Origin of the sequence: Azospirillum halopraeferens DSM 3675 (genome assembly GCF_000429625.1) — a bacterium.
Taxonomy (GTDB): Bacteria; Pseudomonadota; Alphaproteobacteria; order Azospirillales; family Azospirillaceae; genus Azospirillum; species Azospirillum halopraeferens.
Map to the genome: position 1 here is coordinate 55768 of NZ_KE386928.1, position 17607 is coordinate 73374.

Below are 17607 nucleotides of genomic sequence, written 5' to 3' on the forward strand. Positions count from 1 at the left end.
GAGGGAGAGCGATGGACGCTGACAAGGTCTTCAAGGCGCTGGCCGATCCCACACGCAGGAAACTGCTGGACCTTCTGTACGAGAAGAACGGGCAGACGCTCGGCCAGCTCTGCGAGAACCTCGACATGGCCCGTCAGTCCGCCACCCAGCACCTCGGGATTCTCGAGGATGCCAACCTCGTGAGCACGGTCCGGCGCGGCCGGGAGAAGCTGCATTTCATCAATCCCGTACCGCTCCACGAAGTGTACGTGCGCTGGGTGCGCAAGTTCGAACACCGGCGGCTGAGCCTGCTGCACGACATCAAGAAGGACAGCGAGGGGCAGTGACCATGACCAAAGAGACCATCAGCTTCGTCTATGTCACCTACATCGCATCGACTCCGGAGAGGGTGTTCGAGGCGATCACCCGGGCCGACATCGCGCGGCACTACTGGGGGCATGAGAACATCTCGGACTGGGAGCCGGGGTCGACATGGCAGCATATCCGCGACACCGCGGACCGCACCGTCGAACTCGTCGGCAAGGTCGTCGAGATCTCACCGCCCCGCCGCCTCGTTCTCACCTGGGCCGCCGCCTCGCAGGCCGACGATCCGGACGCCTACAGCCGGGTCACGTTCGAGATCGAGGAGTACGGGGACATGGCGCGCCTGACCGTCACCCACGACGAACTGCAGGCCGGAAGCGCCATGGCGAACGGCGTCACCAAAGGCTGGCCGGCCGTGCTCTCCAGCCTGAAGTCTTTTCTGGAGACAGGCCGCGGGCTGAACGTCTTCGCCGGGCCGAAGGCCACCGAATCGCGTCAGCCCGCCGGACACCGGGTCGAAGGAGCTCCATCATGACCGGGACCTATGCGGGCGGTTGCGCGTGCGGTGCCATCCGCTACGAAACCACAAGCGAGCCCATCTTCGAGAACCACTGCCAGTGCCGCGAGTGCCAGAAGCGGAGCGGCACCGGACATTCATCCTATCTGACGTTCCCCAACCGGGCGGACATGGTCATCTGCGGCGACGTCAGCACCTGGAAGGTTGCCGGGGACAGCGGAAACATGAAGGCCCATGCCTTCTGCCCGACTTGCGGAACGCCTGTCTTCCTCACCTTCGACGCCATGCCGGACCTGATCGCCGTTCACGCCGCCAGCCTGGACGATCCCGGCCGGTTCGAACCGAGGGTGGTGACCTACGCTGTCCGGGGCCATGGCTGGGACACGCTCGACCGGTCGCTGCGGATCGTCGAACGGATGGCGGACGGCTGAACCGACCGTCACCCGCAGGCCGCGCAGGCCGGAACGGCGGACGGTTGGACGAAGCGTTCCACGAAGGCCACGGCCTCGTCCGGCGTGGCGTCGCGGTTGGTGCGCCGGTAAAGGTCCGCAGCCCTGCGCACCGCCTCGTCATGACCGTGCCGGGCGGCACTCTGATGATACGCCCTGATCAGGAAACAGCCGTCGGCACCAGCGCACATGGTCGCCTCTGTGTTGGAGAACCGGAGATGCGCCGCCAAGGGTCGGCCTCCGGGAGACTGCGGGCAACCCCAACAAAATTATGGGATGGCAGTATTGATCCAGGTCAGGGCCGCAAAATGGCTATGCAATTAAGTCGCAATCGCATATAAAGAGCCGGAGCCCTCCGTCATGCGAGGAGGTCTCGTATGGGACGGACACACGCCGCTGCCTCCGGCGTGCCCGTCACCACCCGTGAGGCCCGGTGCACCATCCCGGCATCGGGTCACCGGTCGTGCTGCCATCCGGCGCGGCACCCGGGGATGATCGCGGAGCGACCGCGGACGCGGCGCACGGGGGCCGCGATCATCCCCGACGTGCCGGACCGGCGGAGACCCGCCGGAACCGTCCCGGCGTCCGGTTCGGTCGTCAAACCCCGGACCGCCGCTCCCGGAAAAAATCCCGCAGCAGATCACCGGCACGGGTTTCCTCGAACCCGCCGTAGACCTCCGGCGCGTGGTGGCAGGTCGGCCGGGTGAAGAAGCGGGGGCCGTGTTCGACGCCGCCGCCCTTGGGGTCATAGGCACCGAAATAGACGCGCCGCAGGCGGGCGAAGCTGATGGCGGCGGCACACAGCGCGCAGGGTTCCAGCGTCACGTACAGGTCGAGGCCGGGCAGGCGGGGCGAGGCGAGGGTGCGGCAGGCAGCACGGATGGCCAGGATCTCCGCGTGCGCGGTGGGGTCATGCAGCTCCTCCGTGCGGTTGCCGGCGCGGGCCAGCACGGCGCCGCCGGCGGGGTCGACGATGACGGCGCCGACGGGGACCTCGCCGCGCGCCGCCGCGGCCTCGGCCTCGGCCAGCGCCAGCGCCATGGGGGAGGGGAGGCGTTGCATGGCCGCCACCGTGCGGCGGCGGCCGTGCGGCGTCAAGCGCCGCCGCGTCATCAAGGCCGGTTGATCGCCGGGCGGTTCCGGCCCAAGCTGCCGGAACGACACGAACAACCCCTGCCGAGGACCGCCCCATGGAGAACCACGTCTACAAGAAGATCGAGATCGTCGGCACCGCCGAGGGCAGCATCGACGACGCCATCAAGAATGGCGTGGAACGCGCCGCCCGGACGCTCCAGCACCTGGACTGGTTCGAGGTGTCGGAGATCCGCGGCTCCATCCGCGGCGGCAAGGTGGCGCAGTACCAGGTGGTCATGAAGGTCGGCTTCCGCCTGGAGGATTGATACGGCCGGCCCGCCGCTTCCCCGTTGCGGGTGGGGCGGCTTCGCCCTATGGTCCGGCCATGGATACCCCCCGCCCCGACACCTCCCTGGACCCGCTGGCCGGAGACGGCGACTCGCCTGACTCCGGCGGCGGTGAGCGCATCGCCAAGCGGCTGGCGCGCGCCGGCCTGTGCTCGCGCCGCGATGCCGAGCGCTGGATCGCCGAGGGCCGCGTCGCGGTCAACGGTCGCACCCTGGACAGCCCCGCCTGCGTGGTGACGCCGGGCGACATCGTGCTGGTCGACGGCCAGCCGATCCCCGAGCCGGAACCGACCCGTCTGTGGCGCTACAACAAGCCGGCCGGCCTGGTCACCACGGCGCGCGACGAGAAGGGGCGGTCCACCGTCTTCGAGAAGCTGCCGGCGGATCTGCCGCGCGTCGTCTCGGTCGGCCGCCTCGACCTCAACACCGAGGGGCTGCTGCTGCTCACCAACGACGGGGAGCTCGCGCGCTTCCTGGAACTGCCGGCCACCGGGTGGACCCGCCGCTACCGCGTGCGCGTGCACGGCACGGTGGACGAACGTCAGTTGGCGGCACTGGCCAAGGGCCCGACCATCGAGGGCGTCACCTACGGTCCCATCGAGGCGACGCTGGACCGCGTCCAGGGCTCGAACGCCTGGCTGACCGTCGGCATCAAGGAAGGCAAGAACCGCGAGATCCGCAAGGTGATGGAATCGCTGGGCCTTCAGGTCACACGCCTGATCCGCACCGCCTACGGCCCCTTCCAGCTCGGCAAGCTGGAGGAAGGGGCGGTGGAGGAGGTGCCGCGGCGCGTCGTCAAGGACCAGGTGATCCTCTTCTTCCGCGACCGTGACGGCGCCGGGGCCGACGCCCCCTCCGGCCACGCCAAGGCCGCCGTGCGCAAGCCCGGCCCGCCGCGCACCGCCCGGGCCAAGCCGCAGCCGGCGAACGCCGCCGGACCGGGAACCCCGCCGAAGGGGCGTGCCCCGGCCCGGCCCGGTGCCGCCAAGCCCGGTGGCCCCAAGACCGGCGCGACGAAGTCCGGCGCGGCGAAGCCCGGCCCTGGCAAATCCGGGGGCGCCAAACCCGGCCCTGCCAAACCCGGATCAAGCCGGCCCGCCGGGCCGCGCAGCGGCGGCGGTGGCCGTGCGGATCGTCGCCGGTAGCCACCGCGGCCGCCGCCTGACGGCGCCGGCCGGCAGCGACGTGCGGCCCACCGGCGACCGCACCCGCGAGGCGATCTTCAACATCCTCGCCCATTCCGGCTGGGGTCCTGACGGCGGCTCGCCGGTGGAAGGGGCGGCGGTGGTCGACGCCTTTTGCGGCACCGGTGCGCTGGGGCTGGAGGCACTGTCGCGGGGGGCCGGCAGCGTCACCTTCCTCGACACCGCCCGCGGCTCCCTCGACGCCGTGCGCGCCAACGTCGCGGCGCTGGGGGAGGAGGCGCGCTGCACCGTCCTGCGCGCCGACGCCACCCGTCCGCCGCGTGCCGCGGCGGCGGTGACGCTGGTGTTCCTCGACCCGCCCTACCGCAAGGATCTGGCGCCTGCCGCGCTGGCGGCGCTGGCCGCCGCCGGCTGGCTCGCCCGCGGTGCGGTCACGGTGGTGGAGGAAGCGGCCGGCGCGCCGCTGCCCCTGCCGGCGGGCTTCACCGCGCTGGACGAACGGCGCTACGGCGACACGCGCGTGCTGTTCGCCCGCTACGAGGGGGCGTGATGGCCTGGATCTGGCTGCTGCTCGCCGGTCTCCTGGAGATCGTGTGGGCCATCGGGCTGAAGTACACGCATGGGTTCACCCGGCTCGTCCCCTCCGTCGTGACGGCGGCGGCGATGGCGGGCAGCGTCGTGATGCTGGGCCTGGCGCTGCGCGATCTGCCCGTCGGTACGGCCTACGCGGTATGGACCGGCATCGGCGCGGTCGGCACGGTGATCCTCGGCATCGCGCTGTTCGGCGAGCCGGCCGGGGCGGCGCGGCTCGCCTGCATCGGGCTGATCGTGGCCGGCATCATCGGGCTGAAAGTGGTCAGCCCCCAGTGATCCGTCACCATGCCGGCCGGGCGTCCTCGTCGACCATGGTCACCACCCGCCGGTTCGGCAAACCGAAGCACCGGCCCGAAGGCGCCGCGGGCTTTGTGTGCCGCGACATCGAAGGGCCGCGGGATCGTCGGCGCCCCCCTCCCGTTCTCCTACGGAACATGGAGGAGCGCGCATGATCAATGACCTTTGGTATAAGAATGCCGTCGTCTACTGCCTGTCGGTCGGCACCTTCATGGACGCCAACGGCGACGGGATCGGCGACTTCAAGGGGCTGCTGCGCCGGCTGGACTATCTCCAGGGGCTGGGAGTCACCACCCTGTGGCTGATGCCGTTCCAGCCGTCGCCGCGGCGCGATCATGGCTATGACATCACCGACCATTACGGGGTCGATCCGCGCTACGGCTCGCTGGGTGATTTCGTGGAGTTCGCCCACGCCGCCCGGCAGCGGGGTCTGCGCATCATCATGGACCTGGTGATCAACCACACCTCCGACCGCCATCCCTGGTTCCGGGCCGCCCGCAAGGATCCGCGGTCACCCTTCCGCGACTTCTATATATGGTCCGACACGAAGCCCGAGGACGCCCACGAGGGCATGGTGTTCCCCGGCGTCCAGAACACCACCTGGACCCGCGATCCCGTCGCCGGCGCCTACTACTTCCATCGTTTCTACGACTTCCAGCCCGACCTCAACATCGGCAACCCCGAGGTCCAGGCGGAGCTGCTGAAGATCATGGGTTTCTGGCTGGAACTGGGTGTGTCCGGCTTCCGCATCGACGCCGTTCCCTTCGTCATCGAACGCCAGGGGGCGGAGGTCAAGGAGGAACGCCCGCGCTACGATCTGCTGCGCTTCTTCCGCGCTTTCGCCCAGTGGCGCCGCGGCGACGTGGTGCTGCTGGCCGAAGCCAATGTGCCGCCCCGCCTGAACGTCGAGTACTTCGGCGAGGACGGCGACCGCATGCACATGATGTTCAACTTCCCCGTCAACCAATCCCTGTTCCTGGCGCTCGCCACCGGCGACGCCCGGCCCCTGGTCGCGGCGCTGGAGGAGACACGCGGCAAGCCGGACTCCGCCCAATGGGCCAGCTTCCTGCGCAACCATGACGAACTGGACCTGGGCCGGCTGTCCGACGAGGAACGCGACGCCGTGTTCGCCGCCTTTGCGCCGGACCCGGACATGCAGCTTTACGGCCGCGGCATCCGGCGCCGCCTGGCGGCCATGCTGGACGGCGACCCGCGCCGGCTGCACCAGGCCTACAGCCTGCTGTTCACCCTGCCGGGCACGCCCGTGCTGTATTACGGCGACGAGATCGGCATGGGCGACGATCTGTCCCTGAAGGAGCGCGACAGCGTGCGCACGCCCATGCAATGGTCGCCCGAATCCTGCGGTGGCTTCACCGCCGCCGAGCGGCCGGTCCGTCCGGTCATCTCCGGCGGTGCCTTCGGTTACGAACGGGTCAACGTGGCCATGCAGCGCCGCGATCCGGAATCCCTGTTCAACTGGATGGAGCGGATCATCGGGCTGCGCAAGGAATGCCCGGAGATCGGCTGGGGTACCATGACGGTGCTGAACACCGGCAACCCCGCGGTGCTGGGCCTGCGCTACGACTGGCGCAACAACACCATCGTCTGTCTGCACAACCTCGCCGCCAAGCCCTGCGAGATCACCATCCGCACCGGCGGCGACGATGATTCCCCCTGCCTGATCAACCTGCTGAGCGAGGAGCACAGCCGGGCCGGCGACGACGGCCGCCACTGCATCCTCCTGGAAGGCCACGGCTTCCGCTGGTTCCGCCAGGGGGGGCTCGACGACGTCCTGCGGCGCACCGACCTGTAGCCGGATTCCTTCCGGCTCCGGTCCGGGCCGGCGCACACCGCCCCATCCTCCCCTCGTCCCGTCACCGTTCCCCCGGAAGGGGAACGGTGCGCTTTTGCGCGCCCGTGCGAGGGTGCGGCCACCCGGAGCCGGCCTTACAGAGGGTTCGGAAGAGGGTCGCCACCCCCCGAAAGGCGGACTCCTCCCCTCGATCGATGCATTTTCCGCATGGCGGGATATGCCGCGGCGCCGTGAATTTTTTGGTGGGCAGTATTTGGTATTTGCAATACGGTTGGGGGGCAAACAATCGGACCGACTGCATGATTGGTAGGCCGACATCAAGGTCCGGGGACCGGGCGTGGCTCCCGGGCTGCCAAACAAGGAGGTCGCCCGGGGTTCGCACCCGGCGGCAGGCCCTTCCAACACCGGCATGCGCCCGAGTGCGCTTGACGGCAAGTCCTCTCGGGGGAGGTTACGAAACATGAGTGCAGATTCAAAAGGCACCGCAGCCGCATTGGACGGGACCGGCGGGTTGGCCGGCGTCGACGCCAAGGCCAAGCTGGGCAGTGCAGGGCTCATCCGCCTGGAAGCGCCGGGCACCGGCTTCATGGACACCTGGCGGGCCATGGGACCCGGCATCGCCGCGGCGATGACCGGCATCGGCGCCAGCCACATCATGCACGCGCCGACGGCGGGTGCGCGTTTCGGCTACGACCTGCTGTGGGTGATCCTGGCCGCCTACATCCTGAAGTACTGCGCGTTCGAATTCGCCCACCGCTACACCATGGTGAAGGGTGAGTCGATCATCAACGCCTACCACCGCGTCGGCCGCTGGCCGCTGGCGTTCCTGATCTTCCAGGTCTTCGCCAACACCGTCGGCATCGCCGGCCGCGCGCTGGGCTGCGCGGCGCTGATGTGGGCGGCGTTTCCGTTCATGCCGCTGGAAGCGTGGGCCGTCACCATCCTGGTCGGCACCGTCGCCATCCTGTGGCTGGGCAGCTACGGTGCGGTGGAAGGCATCTGCAAGCTGCTGATCCTGGTCTTCGCCGTCTCCTGCTTCCTGGCCTTCGCCCTCCAGGCTCCTCCCCCGGGCGAGTACCTGTCGCGTCTGCTGCCGACGCTGCCGCCCATCGCCGCCATGATGCTGTTCGGCGCCATGTTCGGCTACTTCCCGACCACGCTCGAGGTCGCGCCCATGCAGTCGATCTGGGCCGTCGAGAAGAAGGTCGGCATGGTCAAGGTCAAGGAGCTTGAGGCTCAGGGTCACCGGGTCGAGATGGACCCGAACTACATGAAGAACAGCCTGATCCTGTTCAAGCGCGACATGAACATCAGCTACATCGTGTCGATGCTGTCCGGCATGATCTTCCTGATCGTGGGTGCCGTGGTGCTGTTCCCGGCCGGTCTGGTGCCGAAGGGCAGCGAGATGGGCATCGTGATCGCCAGCATCTACACCGAGACGTTCGGCGCCTGGATCTTCCCGGTCATCATCGCCGGCGGCGTGGCGGCCCTGTTCTCCACCGTCTTCACCTACTTCGACGGTCAGGCCCGCATCTTCGAGGAATGCTCGGTCCGCCTGAAGCGGGACTGGGACAACCCCCAGATGCGCAAGATCCTCTACCGCACCATGCAGGTCATCTGGCTGGTCGCCGGCATCGCCATCGTCTTCGGTCTGCCCGAGCCGATCTTCGTCACCCAGGTGGCGTCGGTGATGGCCCTGGTCTTCTCGCCGGTCCTGTTCTGGTTGACCATCCGGGCGATCAAGGACAACTTCGTGACCGATTTCGAGCGTGAGCTGCTGCCCTCCAAGCTCCAGTTCGCCTGGGCGTGGTTCGGTACGTTCGCACTGCTGGGATTGACCTGCTACGTGCTGTATTACCAGTTCCTCGCCTGATCCGGCTTCGGGGGGGCTCCCGGCTCCCCCGGTCCCGAACGCACCGCGTCCCGTGGCCGGGGGCCGACCGCACACCGGTCGGCCCCCGTTCCTTTGCCAGGGTGGCGCCGTCACCGATGCTCGACGTGATAATGAATAGGAGCCGACCCCGATGACTCCTCGGACCGACACCCCGCGACGCCCGCTCTCCATCCTCCGGGAGTTCCTCCACACCGAGGCTTCCGGCGGGCTGCTGCTGCTGGCCGCGGCGGCGGCGGCGATCGTCGTGGCCAACTCGCCGCTGGCCGGCGGCTATTTCGGCCTGCTGCACACCTACGTCTTCGGCCTCAGCGTCGGCCACTGGATCAACGACGGCCTGATGGCCGTCTTCTTCCTGCTGGTCGGCCTGGAGATCAAGCGCGAGGTCCTGGACGGACAGCTCGCCACCTGGCCCCGCCGCGCCCTGCCGGGCATCGCCGCGGTCGGCGGCATGGTCGTGCCGGCCCTGATCTACGTGGCCTTCAACGGCGCCAACCCCGAGACGCTGCGCGGCTGGGCCGTGCCGGCGGCGACGGACATCGCCTTCGCGCTGGGCATCATCTCCCTGCTGGGCTCGCGGGTTCCGGCATCCCTGAAGATCTTCCTGGCCGCCCTGGCCATTCTCGACGATCTGGGCGCGGTGCTGATCATCGCCCTGTTCTACACGGCCGAGCTGTCGCTGCCGGCGCTGGGCCTGGCCGGTGCCGCCGTGGCGGTGCTGATCGCCATGAACCGGCTGGGGGTGGCGCGCCTTCTGCCCTACGCCGTGGTCGGCCTGGCCCTGTGGGGCTTCGTGCTGCAATCGGGCCTGCACGCCACGCTGGCCGGCGTGGTGCTGGCGCTGACCGTGCCGCTGCGCCCGGCGCCGGGTCGTCCCGACGATACCACCTCGCCGCTGCACCGGATGGAGCACATCATCCACCCCTGGGTGGCCTTCGCCATCGTGCCGGTCTTCGGCTTCGCCAACGCCGGCGTGTCCTTCGGCGGGATCGACGCGTCGGTGGCGTTCGGCAGCGTGCCGCTGGGCATCGCGCTGGGCCTGTTCGTGGGCAAGCAGGTGGGCGTCTTCGCCACCTCGTGGCTGGCCATCCGCGCCGGTCTGGCCCAGCGCCCGGCCGGCGCCTCCTGGGCGCAGCTCTACGGCGTGTCGCTGCTGTGCGGCATCGGCTTCACCATGAGCCTGTTCATCGGCGCCCTGGCCTTCCCCACCTCGCCCGAACTGGGCGACGCGGTGAAGGTGGGCGTGCTGGCCGGATCGTTCGTGGCTGCCGGCGCCGGCTGGCTGGTCCTGCGCCTGGCCCGCAGCACCGCCGCCGAGCCCCTGGAGCAGGGCGAGCCGCAGCCGCAGAACGCGTCGGCCTGACCGGCGCACCGTCAGGGGCAGGGGAGGGGGTGCGAAACGCCGCACCTCCTCCCCGTTACAGATCCGACAAAATCGTGTAAAATATGCCCGGTAGAGTGGTCCCGTCCGTGACAACGAGGGGGAGCGCTGCCATGTCGTCTCCGACCGCATTCGGAGCTTCCGTGCATCATGACGGGGAGCGGGTCCGCTTCACCTGCCGCGGTCACCTGACCTACAGCAGTTGCGACGCGTTCCGTCCGCTGCTGGACGGGCTGGACGGCCCGCCGGGCCATGAGATCGTGGTCGATCTGGGGGAACTCAGCTTCCTCGACACCAACGGCCTGGGCATGCTGCTGATCCTGCGCGAGCACGCGCGGTCCAGGGGCCGCCGAATCGCCGTCGTCAACATCCCGCCGCGGGTGCTGCGCATGCTCGACCGCTCCGGCGGGCGGGCGCTGCTGATGGGATGATGGGAGGATGCGGTTCTACCGCCGCCCGAACAGCTTCTCGATGTCGGCCAGCTTCAGTTCCACATAGGTGGGACGGCCGTGGTTGCATTGGCCGGAGTGGGGGGTGGCCTCCATCCGGCGCAGCAGGGCGTTCATCTCGTCGATGGTCAGGGACCGCCCGGCGCGGACCGAGCCGTGGCAGGCCATCGTGGCGCAGACCTCCTCCAGCCGCTCCTTGAGCGAGGGCGCATCGCCCAACTCGGCCAGCTCGTCCGCCAGATCGCGGACCAGCGCTGCGGCGTCGGCGCGCCCGAGCAGGGCCGGCACCTCGCGCACCACGACGCAGCCGGGGCCGAAGGGCTCCACCACCAGCCCCAGTTCGGCCAGTTCGGCGGCGCGGGCGGTCAGGCGGGCGGCGGAGGGCTCGTCCAGTTCCACCACCTCGGGGATCAGCAGGCCCTGGCGCTTGACGCCGCCGGCCAGCAGCGCGGCCTTCATGCGCTCGTAGACCAGGCGCTCGTGGGCGGCGTGCTGGTCGACGATGATGATGCCCGACTCCGTCTGCGCCACGATGTAGGTGTTGTGCACCTGGGCGCGCGCCGCCCCCAGCGGATGGTCGGCGCCGGGCGGCGGGGCACCGGCATCGGCACCGGCATCGGCGGTGTAGACGGGCGGCCGGGCGGCGGGGGCGGTGTCCAGCCCGGCCAGGGGCGCCTGGAAGGCGGAGGCCCGATCGGCCAGGCCGCGCGGCACCGCCGCGGACGCGGCGTAGACGGGTCCGCGGCCGTAGCCGCTCCACGGTGCTGCGGCAGCGGCAGCGGCCCCGCCGCCTTCCGGCCGCAGGGCGCCCAGCGTGGCGACGCCGACCGTGGTGGAGGCGCGGTGCCCGGCGCCGGCCAGGGCGTGCTTGAGCGCGCCGACGATCAGGCCGCGCACCAGCCCGGTGTCGCGGAAGCGCACCTCCGCCTTGGCGGGATGGACGTTGACGTCGACCTCCAGCGGGTCGATCTCCAGGAACAGGGCCAGCAGCGGGTGGCGGTCGCGCGGCAGGAAATCGGCGTAGGCGCCGCGCACCGCACCGACCATCAGCTTGTCGCGCACCGGCCGGCCGTTGACGAACAAATGCTGCTGGCGGGCCGTCGGGCGGTGCAGGGTCGGCAGGCCGATCCAGCCGGACAGCCGCACGCCCTCGCGCACCGCGTCCACCGGTACCGCGTTGTCCTGGAAGTCGCGGCCCATCAGGGTCCCCAGGCGGACGAGCCGGGCCTGTGCCGGCTCCCCCGACGCAGCCGACAGGCGCAGCAGCGACCGGCCGTCGTCGGCGAGCGTGAAGGCGACGCCGGGGTGCGCCATGGCCAGACGCTCCAGCGTGTCCTGGACGTGGTCCAGTTCGGTCCGATTGGCCTTGAGGAACTTGAGCCGCGCCGGCACGGCGGCGAACAGGTCGCGCACCTCCACCCGGGTGCCCGGTGCCAGTGCCGCCGGCTGCGGCCGCCCTTTGGCGCCGGCGTCGACGGTGAGGGACCAGGCGCTGTCGGCGCCGCGCCGGCGGCTGGCGATGGTCAGCCGGCTCACCGCGCCGATGGACGGCAGGGCCTCGCCGCGGAAGCCCAGCGTGCGGATGTCCTGCAAGTCGTCGCCCGCCAGCTTCGACGTGGCGTGGCGCTCCACCGCCAGATCCAGCTCGTCCGGCTCCATGCCGCAGCCGTCGTCGGTGACCGCGATCAGCGTCTTGCCGCCGTCGCGCACCACCACGTCGACGCGGGTGGCGCCGGCGTCCAGGGCGTTCTCCACCAGTTCCTTGACGGCGGCGGCGGGGCGTTCGACCACCTCGCCGGCGGCGATGCGGTTGACCAGGGTGTCGGGCAGGCGGCGGATCGGCATGGGCCGAATATAGTGGGCCGCGGGGTGCGGCGCCACCGGGGGAGCAGGCGTCCGCCGAACCGGCCTTTCCCGGTGGCGATGGGGCCTGTAGGTTACATAAACGGGCACAACGGGTCGTGGTGGGGCCGATGTCGCGCGCTGTTGTCCTCAGCGGGGACGAACTGGAGGCGCTGAAGAGGCTGGGCTACCGGATCCGTCTGGCGCGGCTGCGCCGGAACCTGACCATGGACGAGGTGGCGGAGCGCGCCGGGACGACCCGCAAGTCGATCGGCGCGCCGGAGACCGGACGCGAGACGGTGGGGCTGGCGCTGCTCGTCCGGGTGATGGCGATCCTCGGCTACCGGGATCGCATCGCGCACCTGCCGGAGAGCGATCCCATCGGCGAGGACCCGGAGAGCGTCCACGGCAGGAAGCGGGCAGGGGGCGTGAGCGGTGTGGCGGATGTCTAATACCGGGTTCGGTAAGTCCTGACGTCCGAACCCGGTATCGGCCGCGACGGCGGCCGCGGCCCGATAGGGCCGAAGCCTGCGTGGCGTTTGAACGCAGCGGTCAGGATTTTCCTGACCGCGTATAAGGTCGGCCGGATCACCGGTGGTTGCGGTACCAGGCGATCAGGCCGTTGGTGGAGACGTCGTGGGCCGGGGCCGGGGTGGGGCCGTCCTGGAGTTCGGGCAGGATGCGGTTGGCGAGCTGCTTGCCCAGTTCCACCCCCCACTGGTCGAAGGAGTTGATGTTCCACACGATGCCCTGGACGAACACCTTGTGCTCGTATAGCGCGATCAGGGCGCCCAGCGTGCGCGGGTCCAGGCTGCGGACCAGCAGGGTGTTGGTGGGGACGTTGCCGGGGAAGACGCGGTGGGGCACCAGCGCCTCGATCGCCGCCGCCGGCGTGCCGGAGCCGGCCATCTCCGCCCGCACCTCGTCGGCGGTCTTGCCGCGCATCAGCGCCTCGGGCTGGGCGAAGACGTTGGACAGGAGGATGCGGTGGTGGTCGCCCACCGGGTTGTGGGTCTGCGCCGCGGCGATGAAGTCGCAGGGGATCAGTCCGGTCCCCTGGTGGATGAGCTGGTAGAAGGCGTGCTGCCCGTTGGTGCCGGGTTCACCGAACACCACGGGACCGGTGGCGTAGTCGACCGGTTCGCCCCCGCGGTCGGTGCGCTTGCCGTTGCTCTCCATGTCGAGCTGCTGGAGATAGGCGGGGAAACGGTGCAGGTACTGGTCGTAGGGCAGCACGGCGTGCGCCCCCGCCCCCCAGAAATTGACGTACCAGACGCCGAGCATCCCCAGCAGGATGGGCAGGTTGCGCTCCGGCGGGGCGGTGCGGAAATGCTCGTCCATGGCGTGGGCGCCGTCCAGCAGCTCCTCGAACCGGTCGAAGCCGATGCCGAGGGCAATGGGCAGCCCGATGGCCGACCACAGGGAATAGCGCCCGCCCACCCAGTCCCAGAACCCGAACATGTTCTCCGGGTCGATGCCGAAGGCGCGCACCGCCGCTTCGTTGGTGGAGACGGCGACGAAATGGCGGGCGATGTGCGCCTCGTCGCCGGCCGTTTCCAGGAACCAGCGCCGGGCGGTGTGGGCGTTGGTCAGCGTTTCCTGTGTGGTGAAGGTCTTGGACGCGACGATGAACAGGGTGGTTTCCGGGTCCAGCCAGTCCAGGGTTTCCCGGATGTGGGTGCCGTCCACGTTGGAGACGAAGTGGAAGGCGATCTCCGGATGCAGGAAGGGGGTCAGCGCCTCGGTCACCATGACCGGGCCGAGGTCGGAGCCGCCGATCCCGATGTTCACCACGTCGGTGATCTGCTGCCCGGTGTAGCCGGTCCACGCCCCCTCGCGCACCCGCTTGACGAAATGCTCCATGCGCTTCAGCACGCCCCGGACGTCGGGCATCACGTCGCGGCCGTCCACCGGGACCGCCCGGTCGGAGCGGTTGCGCAGCGCCGTGTGCAGCACCGCGCGGTCCTCGGTGACGTTGATCCGTTCACCCGCGAACATCCGGTCGCGCCAGCCCGCCACGTCCTGCTGCCGGGCCAGATCGACCAGCAGGTCGACCGTCTCGCCGGTGATGCGGTTCTTGGAGTAATCCAGCAGGATGCCCGCCGCCTCCAGCGAGAACCGGTCGAACCGTCCGGGGTCGGCGGCGAACAGGTCGCGCATGTGCACGCCCTCCATGGCCGCACGGTGACGGTTCAGGGCCTGCCAGGCGGGAGACTCGGTGAGCGCGGACATGGGGAAGCTCTCCACGGCGGATCGACGGGGGTGGATGGGCTCAAAGGAGCTTGACGAGTGCGGCGATCAGGGCTGCCTGGCCCAGCAGCAGCGGCACCATCCAGCGCAGCAGATCGCTCTTGGCATCGGCGATGCTGGTGGCGATGCGGCCGTCCAGGCGCGCCTCCATGGCGCTGAGATCGGACTTGGTCGGCAACTCGGCACCGGTCATGGCCTCGGCCAGCGCCGAGGCCGCCGTTCGCGCCTGTTCGGGCGTGAAACCGCCCGCCTGGAGGCGTTCGGCAAGCTTGAGGGTGTCGAACGGGATGGTGGTCATCGCCCTCGCCGGTCTGCTCGTCGGTGAACGATCCGCAGTCTAACACGTTCCACCGCGCTTGCCTCGCCTGCGGTGTTGCGACGCAGACCGGGTCCGGGCCTATCAGCTTCCCCCGTCCGGCGCCCGCGTCGGTGTGACGCCTTCGGGGCGGCCGACCAGGACGGTCAGCAGGCGGGCAGGGTCGAGCAGGCGGCGGGCGACGCGCTGCACGTCCTCGGCGGTGACCGCGTTGATGTAGGAATCCCGGTTGGCCAGATAGTCGATGCCCAGCTCGTCGCGCTTCACCTGCAACAGGATGCGGGCGATGGCCGAGGTCGAGGAGAATTGCAGCGGGAAGGAGCCGGTCAGGTAGGTCTTGGCGTCGGCCAGTTCCTCGGCGGTGATGCCGTTCTCGGCCATGCGCTGCCATTCCCCGCGCATGATGGCCAGCGCCTCGCCGGCGTTGGCGTTGGCGGTGGAGCCGCCGGCCATGATCAGGGCACTGCCTTCCATGGGCACCAGATAGCTGTAGACGCCGTAGCTGAGGCCGCGCTTCTCGCGCACCTCCACCATCAGGCGCGAGCCGAAGCCGCCGCCGCCCAGCACGTAGTTCATGACCGTCGCCGCGTACCAGTCGGGGTCGGAGCGCTTGAGCCCCTGCTGGCCCATGAGCATGACGGTCTGGGCGGTCGGCCGTTGGATCACCAGGGTCTCGCCGCCGCCGGCGGGGGTCACCTCCGCCGCCTGTGCCGCCGCCGCCCGTTCCGGCAGGGCTCCGAACACGGCGTCGAGGGCGCCGGCCAGCTCCTCCGGCGTGAGGGCGCCGGCGGCGGCGACCACCAGCCGGTCGCGCGCCAGCTGGTTGCGCACGAACGCGCGCAGGTCGTCGGGCGTGATGGCGGCCAGGCTGTCGGGCGTGCCCCGCACCTCCCGGCCGTAGGGGTGGTCGGGGAAGGCGGCGGTGGAGAAGGCGCGCCGGGCGACGTGGTCGGGGTTCGCCTCGTCGCGCTGCAGGCTGGTGAGGATCGAGGTGCGGATGCGGTCCACCGCGTCGGCATCGAAGCGCGGCTCCGCCATGGACAGCCGCGCCAGCTCGAATGCCCGGCCGCGGGCGTCGCGCAGGGTGCGCAGGCTGCCCGAGAAGGCGTCGCGCCCGGCGCCGTAGCTGAGCGAGATGGCATCGTCCTGGAGCAGACCCTGGAACGCCTGCGCATCGTGGGGGCCGGCCCCTTCGTCCATGGTGGACGCCGCCAGGTTGGCCAGACCGTCCTTGCCGGCCGGCTCAAGCCCCCCGACGCCGCGGAACGCCCATTCCAGGGCGATCACCGGCGTCTTGTGGTCCTCGATCAGCCAGGCTTCGATCCCGCCGGGGCTGACGACGCGCTGCACCTCCACGGCGCGCGCCGGCAGCGTCCACGCGATCAGCACCAGCAGGACGGCGCCGGCGGTGCGTGCGAAGCGGTGGGACATCTCAGCTCCCCCTGTCCGGGTCCGGCAGCAGCAGGCCGGTGACGTGGTTGGTCTGGCCGAGCACGACGCGCGCCGCCGCCTCGACCTGTTCACGGGTGACGGCGGCGATGCGCACCGGCCAGGACTCCACGTCGTCGATGGTCTGTCCGGTGGTCAGTGCCGTGCCGAGCGCCATGGCGGGGCCGGTCAGGCTGTCGCGGGCGTACGCCGCCTCGGCCAGCATCCGCTTGCGGGCGGTGGCGACCTCCTCCTCGGTGACGCCGTCCTCCAGCAGCAGGCGCACCTGCTCCAGCAGAGCCGCCTCCAGCTCGTCCATGGTGGTGCCGGGGGCCGGGGAGCCGCCCATGTGCAGCGCCGTGCGGTCCCACGAGGAGGCGCCGTAGCCCATCCAGGCGCCGGTGGCGATGCGCTGCTCCGCCACCAGGGCGCGGTAGAGGCGCCCGGTGGCGCCGCCGCTCATGATCTCGCTCAGCACCTGCAGGGCATAGGCGTGCCCGTCCGGGTCCACCCGGTAGGAGGGGGCGATCCAGGCGCGCCGCCACGAGGGCATGCGCACCTCCGGGTCCTGCAGGATGACGCGCCGCGCCGCGCTGATGGGCGGCTCCTCGACGCGCACGCGCTCCGGCACCGGGCGGGCCGGGATGGCGCCGTAGTGCTTCTCCGCCAGGGGCTTCAGCTCCTCGGCGGTGATGTCGCCGGCGACCACCAGGACGGCGTTGTTGGGGGTGTACCAGGTGCGGTAGAAGTCCTCCGCCTGCTCGCGGGTGAAGCGGGCGATTTCCGACATCCAGCCGATCACCGGCGTGCCGTAGGGGTGGTGGACGAAGAGGGTGGCGTTAAACTGCTCCCCCAGCCGGTCCGCCGGCTCGTTCTCGGTGCGCTGGCGGCGCTCTTCCATGACCACGCTGCGCTCGGGGTAGACCTCGGCGTCGGTCAGCCGCAGGTTGGCCATGCGGTCCGCTTCCATGGACATCACCAGTTCCAGCCGGTCGCGCGCCACGTTCTGGAAATAGGCGGTGTAGTCGTAGGAGGTGAAGGCGTTGTCCCGCCCGCCGTTGCGGGCGACGGTGCGGCTGAACTCGCCCGGCGCCAGCCGCTCGGTGCCCTTGAACATCAGGTGTTCCAGGAAATGGGCGATCCCCGACAGGCCGAGCGGCTCGTCGGCCGCTCCGACCCGGTACCACACCATGTGGGTGACCACCGGAACCCGGTTGTTGGTCACCACCACCACCTGCAGCCCGTTGTCCAGGGTGAAGGTCTCGGGGAAGAACACCCCCTTTTCCACCGGGGCGACGGCGGGGGCGGCGATCTCCGGGGCCGCCGTGTCGGCGGCAGCGGCGGGGAAGGGGGCCAGCGGGGCCAGCAACAGGGCGAGGGCACCCGCCACGGCAATCCGGCGCTGGGCCCGGCCCGTGGCCCGGCGGGCGGTGCGGGGGACGGCGAACATCGGTGGACGGACTCCCGGATTCTTGGGCCGCGCGCGAACGGCGAGACCGGAACGCAAAAGG

General features: G+C 70.4%; 19 protein-coding genes. 12 read left to right on the forward strand and 7 right to left on the reverse strand.

Translation table 11 applies throughout. From position 1 onward, the window contains the following. Positions 1-11 precede the first annotated feature (11 nt). From G472_RS0127695 to G472_RS0127705, 3 genes are read left to right on the forward strand one after another with little or no spacing between them, the layout of a single operon-like run. Positions 12-326 (forward strand): ArsR/SmtB family transcription factor, encoded by a 315-nt coding sequence (locus G472_RS0127695; protein WP_029010990.1) that lies wholly within the window; start codon positions 12-14, stop codon positions 324-326. A 2-nt stretch (positions 327-328) separates the two neighbouring features. Beyond that, positions 329-838, forward strand: a complete 510-nt coding sequence (locus G472_RS36045; protein WP_051341448.1) for an SRPBCC family protein — start codon at positions 329-331, stop codon at positions 836-838. Further along, entirely contained in the window at positions 835-1251 is a 417-nt protein-coding gene (locus G472_RS0127705) for a GFA family protein (RefSeq protein WP_029010991.1), read from the forward strand. The genes G472_RS36045 and G472_RS0127705 overlap by 4 nt, the downstream gene beginning before the upstream one ends. Before the next feature lie 8 nt (positions 1252-1259). Here G472_RS0127705 and G472_RS0127710 read toward each other — a convergent pair whose 3' ends face one another. Together G472_RS0127710 and G472_RS0127715 are read right to left on the reverse strand one after the other, a co-directional pair. Beyond that, the gene (locus tag G472_RS0127710; protein ID WP_029010992.1) at positions 1260-1499 is read right to left on the reverse strand and encodes a hypothetical protein; all 240 of its coding nucleotides are present in this window, start codon (positions 1497-1499) and stop codon (positions 1260-1262) included. 367 nt (positions 1500-1866) lie between these two features. Beyond that, on the reverse strand, positions 1867-2310 hold the full coding sequence (locus tag G472_RS0127715; RefSeq protein ID WP_029010993.1) for a nucleoside deaminase: 444 nt from the start codon (positions 2308-2310) through the stop codon (positions 1867-1869). Positions 2311-2459: 149 nt separating this feature from the next. Here G472_RS0127715 and G472_RS0127720 point away from each other — a divergent pair, with 149 nt between their 5' ends. From G472_RS0127720 to G472_RS36065, 8 genes are all read left to right on the forward strand, one after another. Continuing rightward, on the forward strand, positions 2460-2669 hold the full coding sequence (locus G472_RS0127720) for a dodecin (protein WP_029010994.1): 210 nt from the start codon (positions 2460-2462) through the stop codon (positions 2667-2669). 59 nt (positions 2670-2728) lie between these two features. Beyond that, positions 2729-3835, forward strand: coding sequence for a pseudouridine synthase (locus tag G472_RS36050; RefSeq protein ID WP_084536946.1), 1107 nt, complete (start codon positions 2729-2731; stop codon positions 3833-3835). Continuing rightward, positions 3816-4385 carry a 16S rRNA (guanine(966)-N(2))-methyltransferase RsmD gene (gene rsmD / locus G472_RS0127730; protein ID WP_029010995.1) on the forward strand — a complete coding sequence of 190 codons (570 nt, stop codon included), beginning with the start codon at positions 3816-3818 and terminating at the stop codon, positions 4383-4385. Before G472_RS36050 ends, rsmD begins: the two co-directional genes overlap by 20 nt. Further along, the gene (sugE, locus tag G472_RS0127735; RefSeq protein ID WP_029010996.1) at positions 4385-4705 is read left to right on the forward strand and encodes a quaternary ammonium compound efflux SMR transporter SugE; all 321 of its coding nucleotides are present in this window, start codon (positions 4385-4387) and stop codon (positions 4703-4705) included. The genes rsmD and sugE overlap by 1 nt, the downstream gene beginning before the upstream one ends. Before the next feature lie 172 nt (positions 4706-4877). Beyond that, on the forward strand, positions 4878-6539 hold the full coding sequence (locus tag G472_RS0127740) for an alpha-amylase family protein (RefSeq protein ID WP_029010997.1): 1662 nt from the start codon (positions 4878-4880) through the stop codon (positions 6537-6539). A gap of 460 nt (positions 6540-6999) precedes the next feature. Continuing rightward, positions 7000-8412: an Nramp family divalent metal transporter gene (locus G472_RS36055; RefSeq protein WP_084536947.1), complete on the forward strand. Its 1413-nt coding sequence runs from the start codon at positions 7000-7002 to the stop codon at positions 8410-8412. Between the two features lie 151 nt (positions 8413-8563). Continuing rightward, the gene (gene nhaA / locus G472_RS36060; RefSeq protein ID WP_051341451.1) at positions 8564-9793 is read left to right on the forward strand and encodes a Na+/H+ antiporter NhaA; all 1230 of its coding nucleotides are present in this window, start codon (positions 8564-8566) and stop codon (positions 9791-9793) included. A gap of 161 nt (positions 9794-9954) precedes the next feature. After that, the gene (locus G472_RS36065) at positions 9955-10242 is read left to right on the forward strand and encodes an STAS domain-containing protein (RefSeq protein WP_169732861.1); all 288 of its coding nucleotides are present in this window, start codon (positions 9955-9957) and stop codon (positions 10240-10242) included. A gap of 15 nt (positions 10243-10257) precedes the next feature. Here G472_RS36065 and mutL read toward each other — a convergent pair whose 3' ends face one another. After that, positions 10258-12105, reverse strand: coding sequence for a DNA mismatch repair endonuclease MutL (gene mutL / locus G472_RS0127760; RefSeq protein ID WP_029010998.1), 1848 nt, complete (start codon positions 12103-12105; stop codon positions 10258-10260). Between the two features lie 128 nt (positions 12106-12233). Here mutL and G472_RS0127765 point away from each other — a divergent pair, with 128 nt between their 5' ends. Next, positions 12234-12554, forward strand: a complete 321-nt coding sequence (locus G472_RS0127765) for a helix-turn-helix transcriptional regulator (RefSeq protein ID WP_029010999.1) — start codon at positions 12234-12236, stop codon at positions 12552-12554. Positions 12555-12690: 136 nt separating this feature from the next. Here the strand turns inward: G472_RS0127765 and pgi are convergent, their stop codons facing one another. From pgi to G472_RS36070, 4 genes are all read right to left on the reverse strand, one after another. Continuing rightward, entirely contained in the window at positions 12691-14334 is a 1644-nt protein-coding gene (pgi, locus tag G472_RS0127770; protein WP_029011000.1) for a glucose-6-phosphate isomerase, read from the reverse strand. Positions 14335-14374: 40 nt separating this feature from the next. Then, entirely contained in the window at positions 14375-14650 is a 276-nt protein-coding gene (locus G472_RS0127775; protein WP_029011001.1) for a CCDC90 family protein, read from the reverse strand. Between the two features lie 102 nt (positions 14651-14752). Beyond that, entirely contained in the window at positions 14753-16099 is a 1347-nt protein-coding gene (locus G472_RS0127780) for a M16 family metallopeptidase (protein WP_029011002.1), read from the reverse strand. Position 16100: 1 nt separating this feature from the next. Further along, positions 16101-17546, reverse strand: a complete 1446-nt coding sequence (locus G472_RS36070) for a M16 family metallopeptidase (RefSeq protein ID WP_084536949.1) — start codon at positions 17544-17546, stop codon at positions 16101-16103. Positions 17547-17607 lie beyond the last annotated feature (61 nt).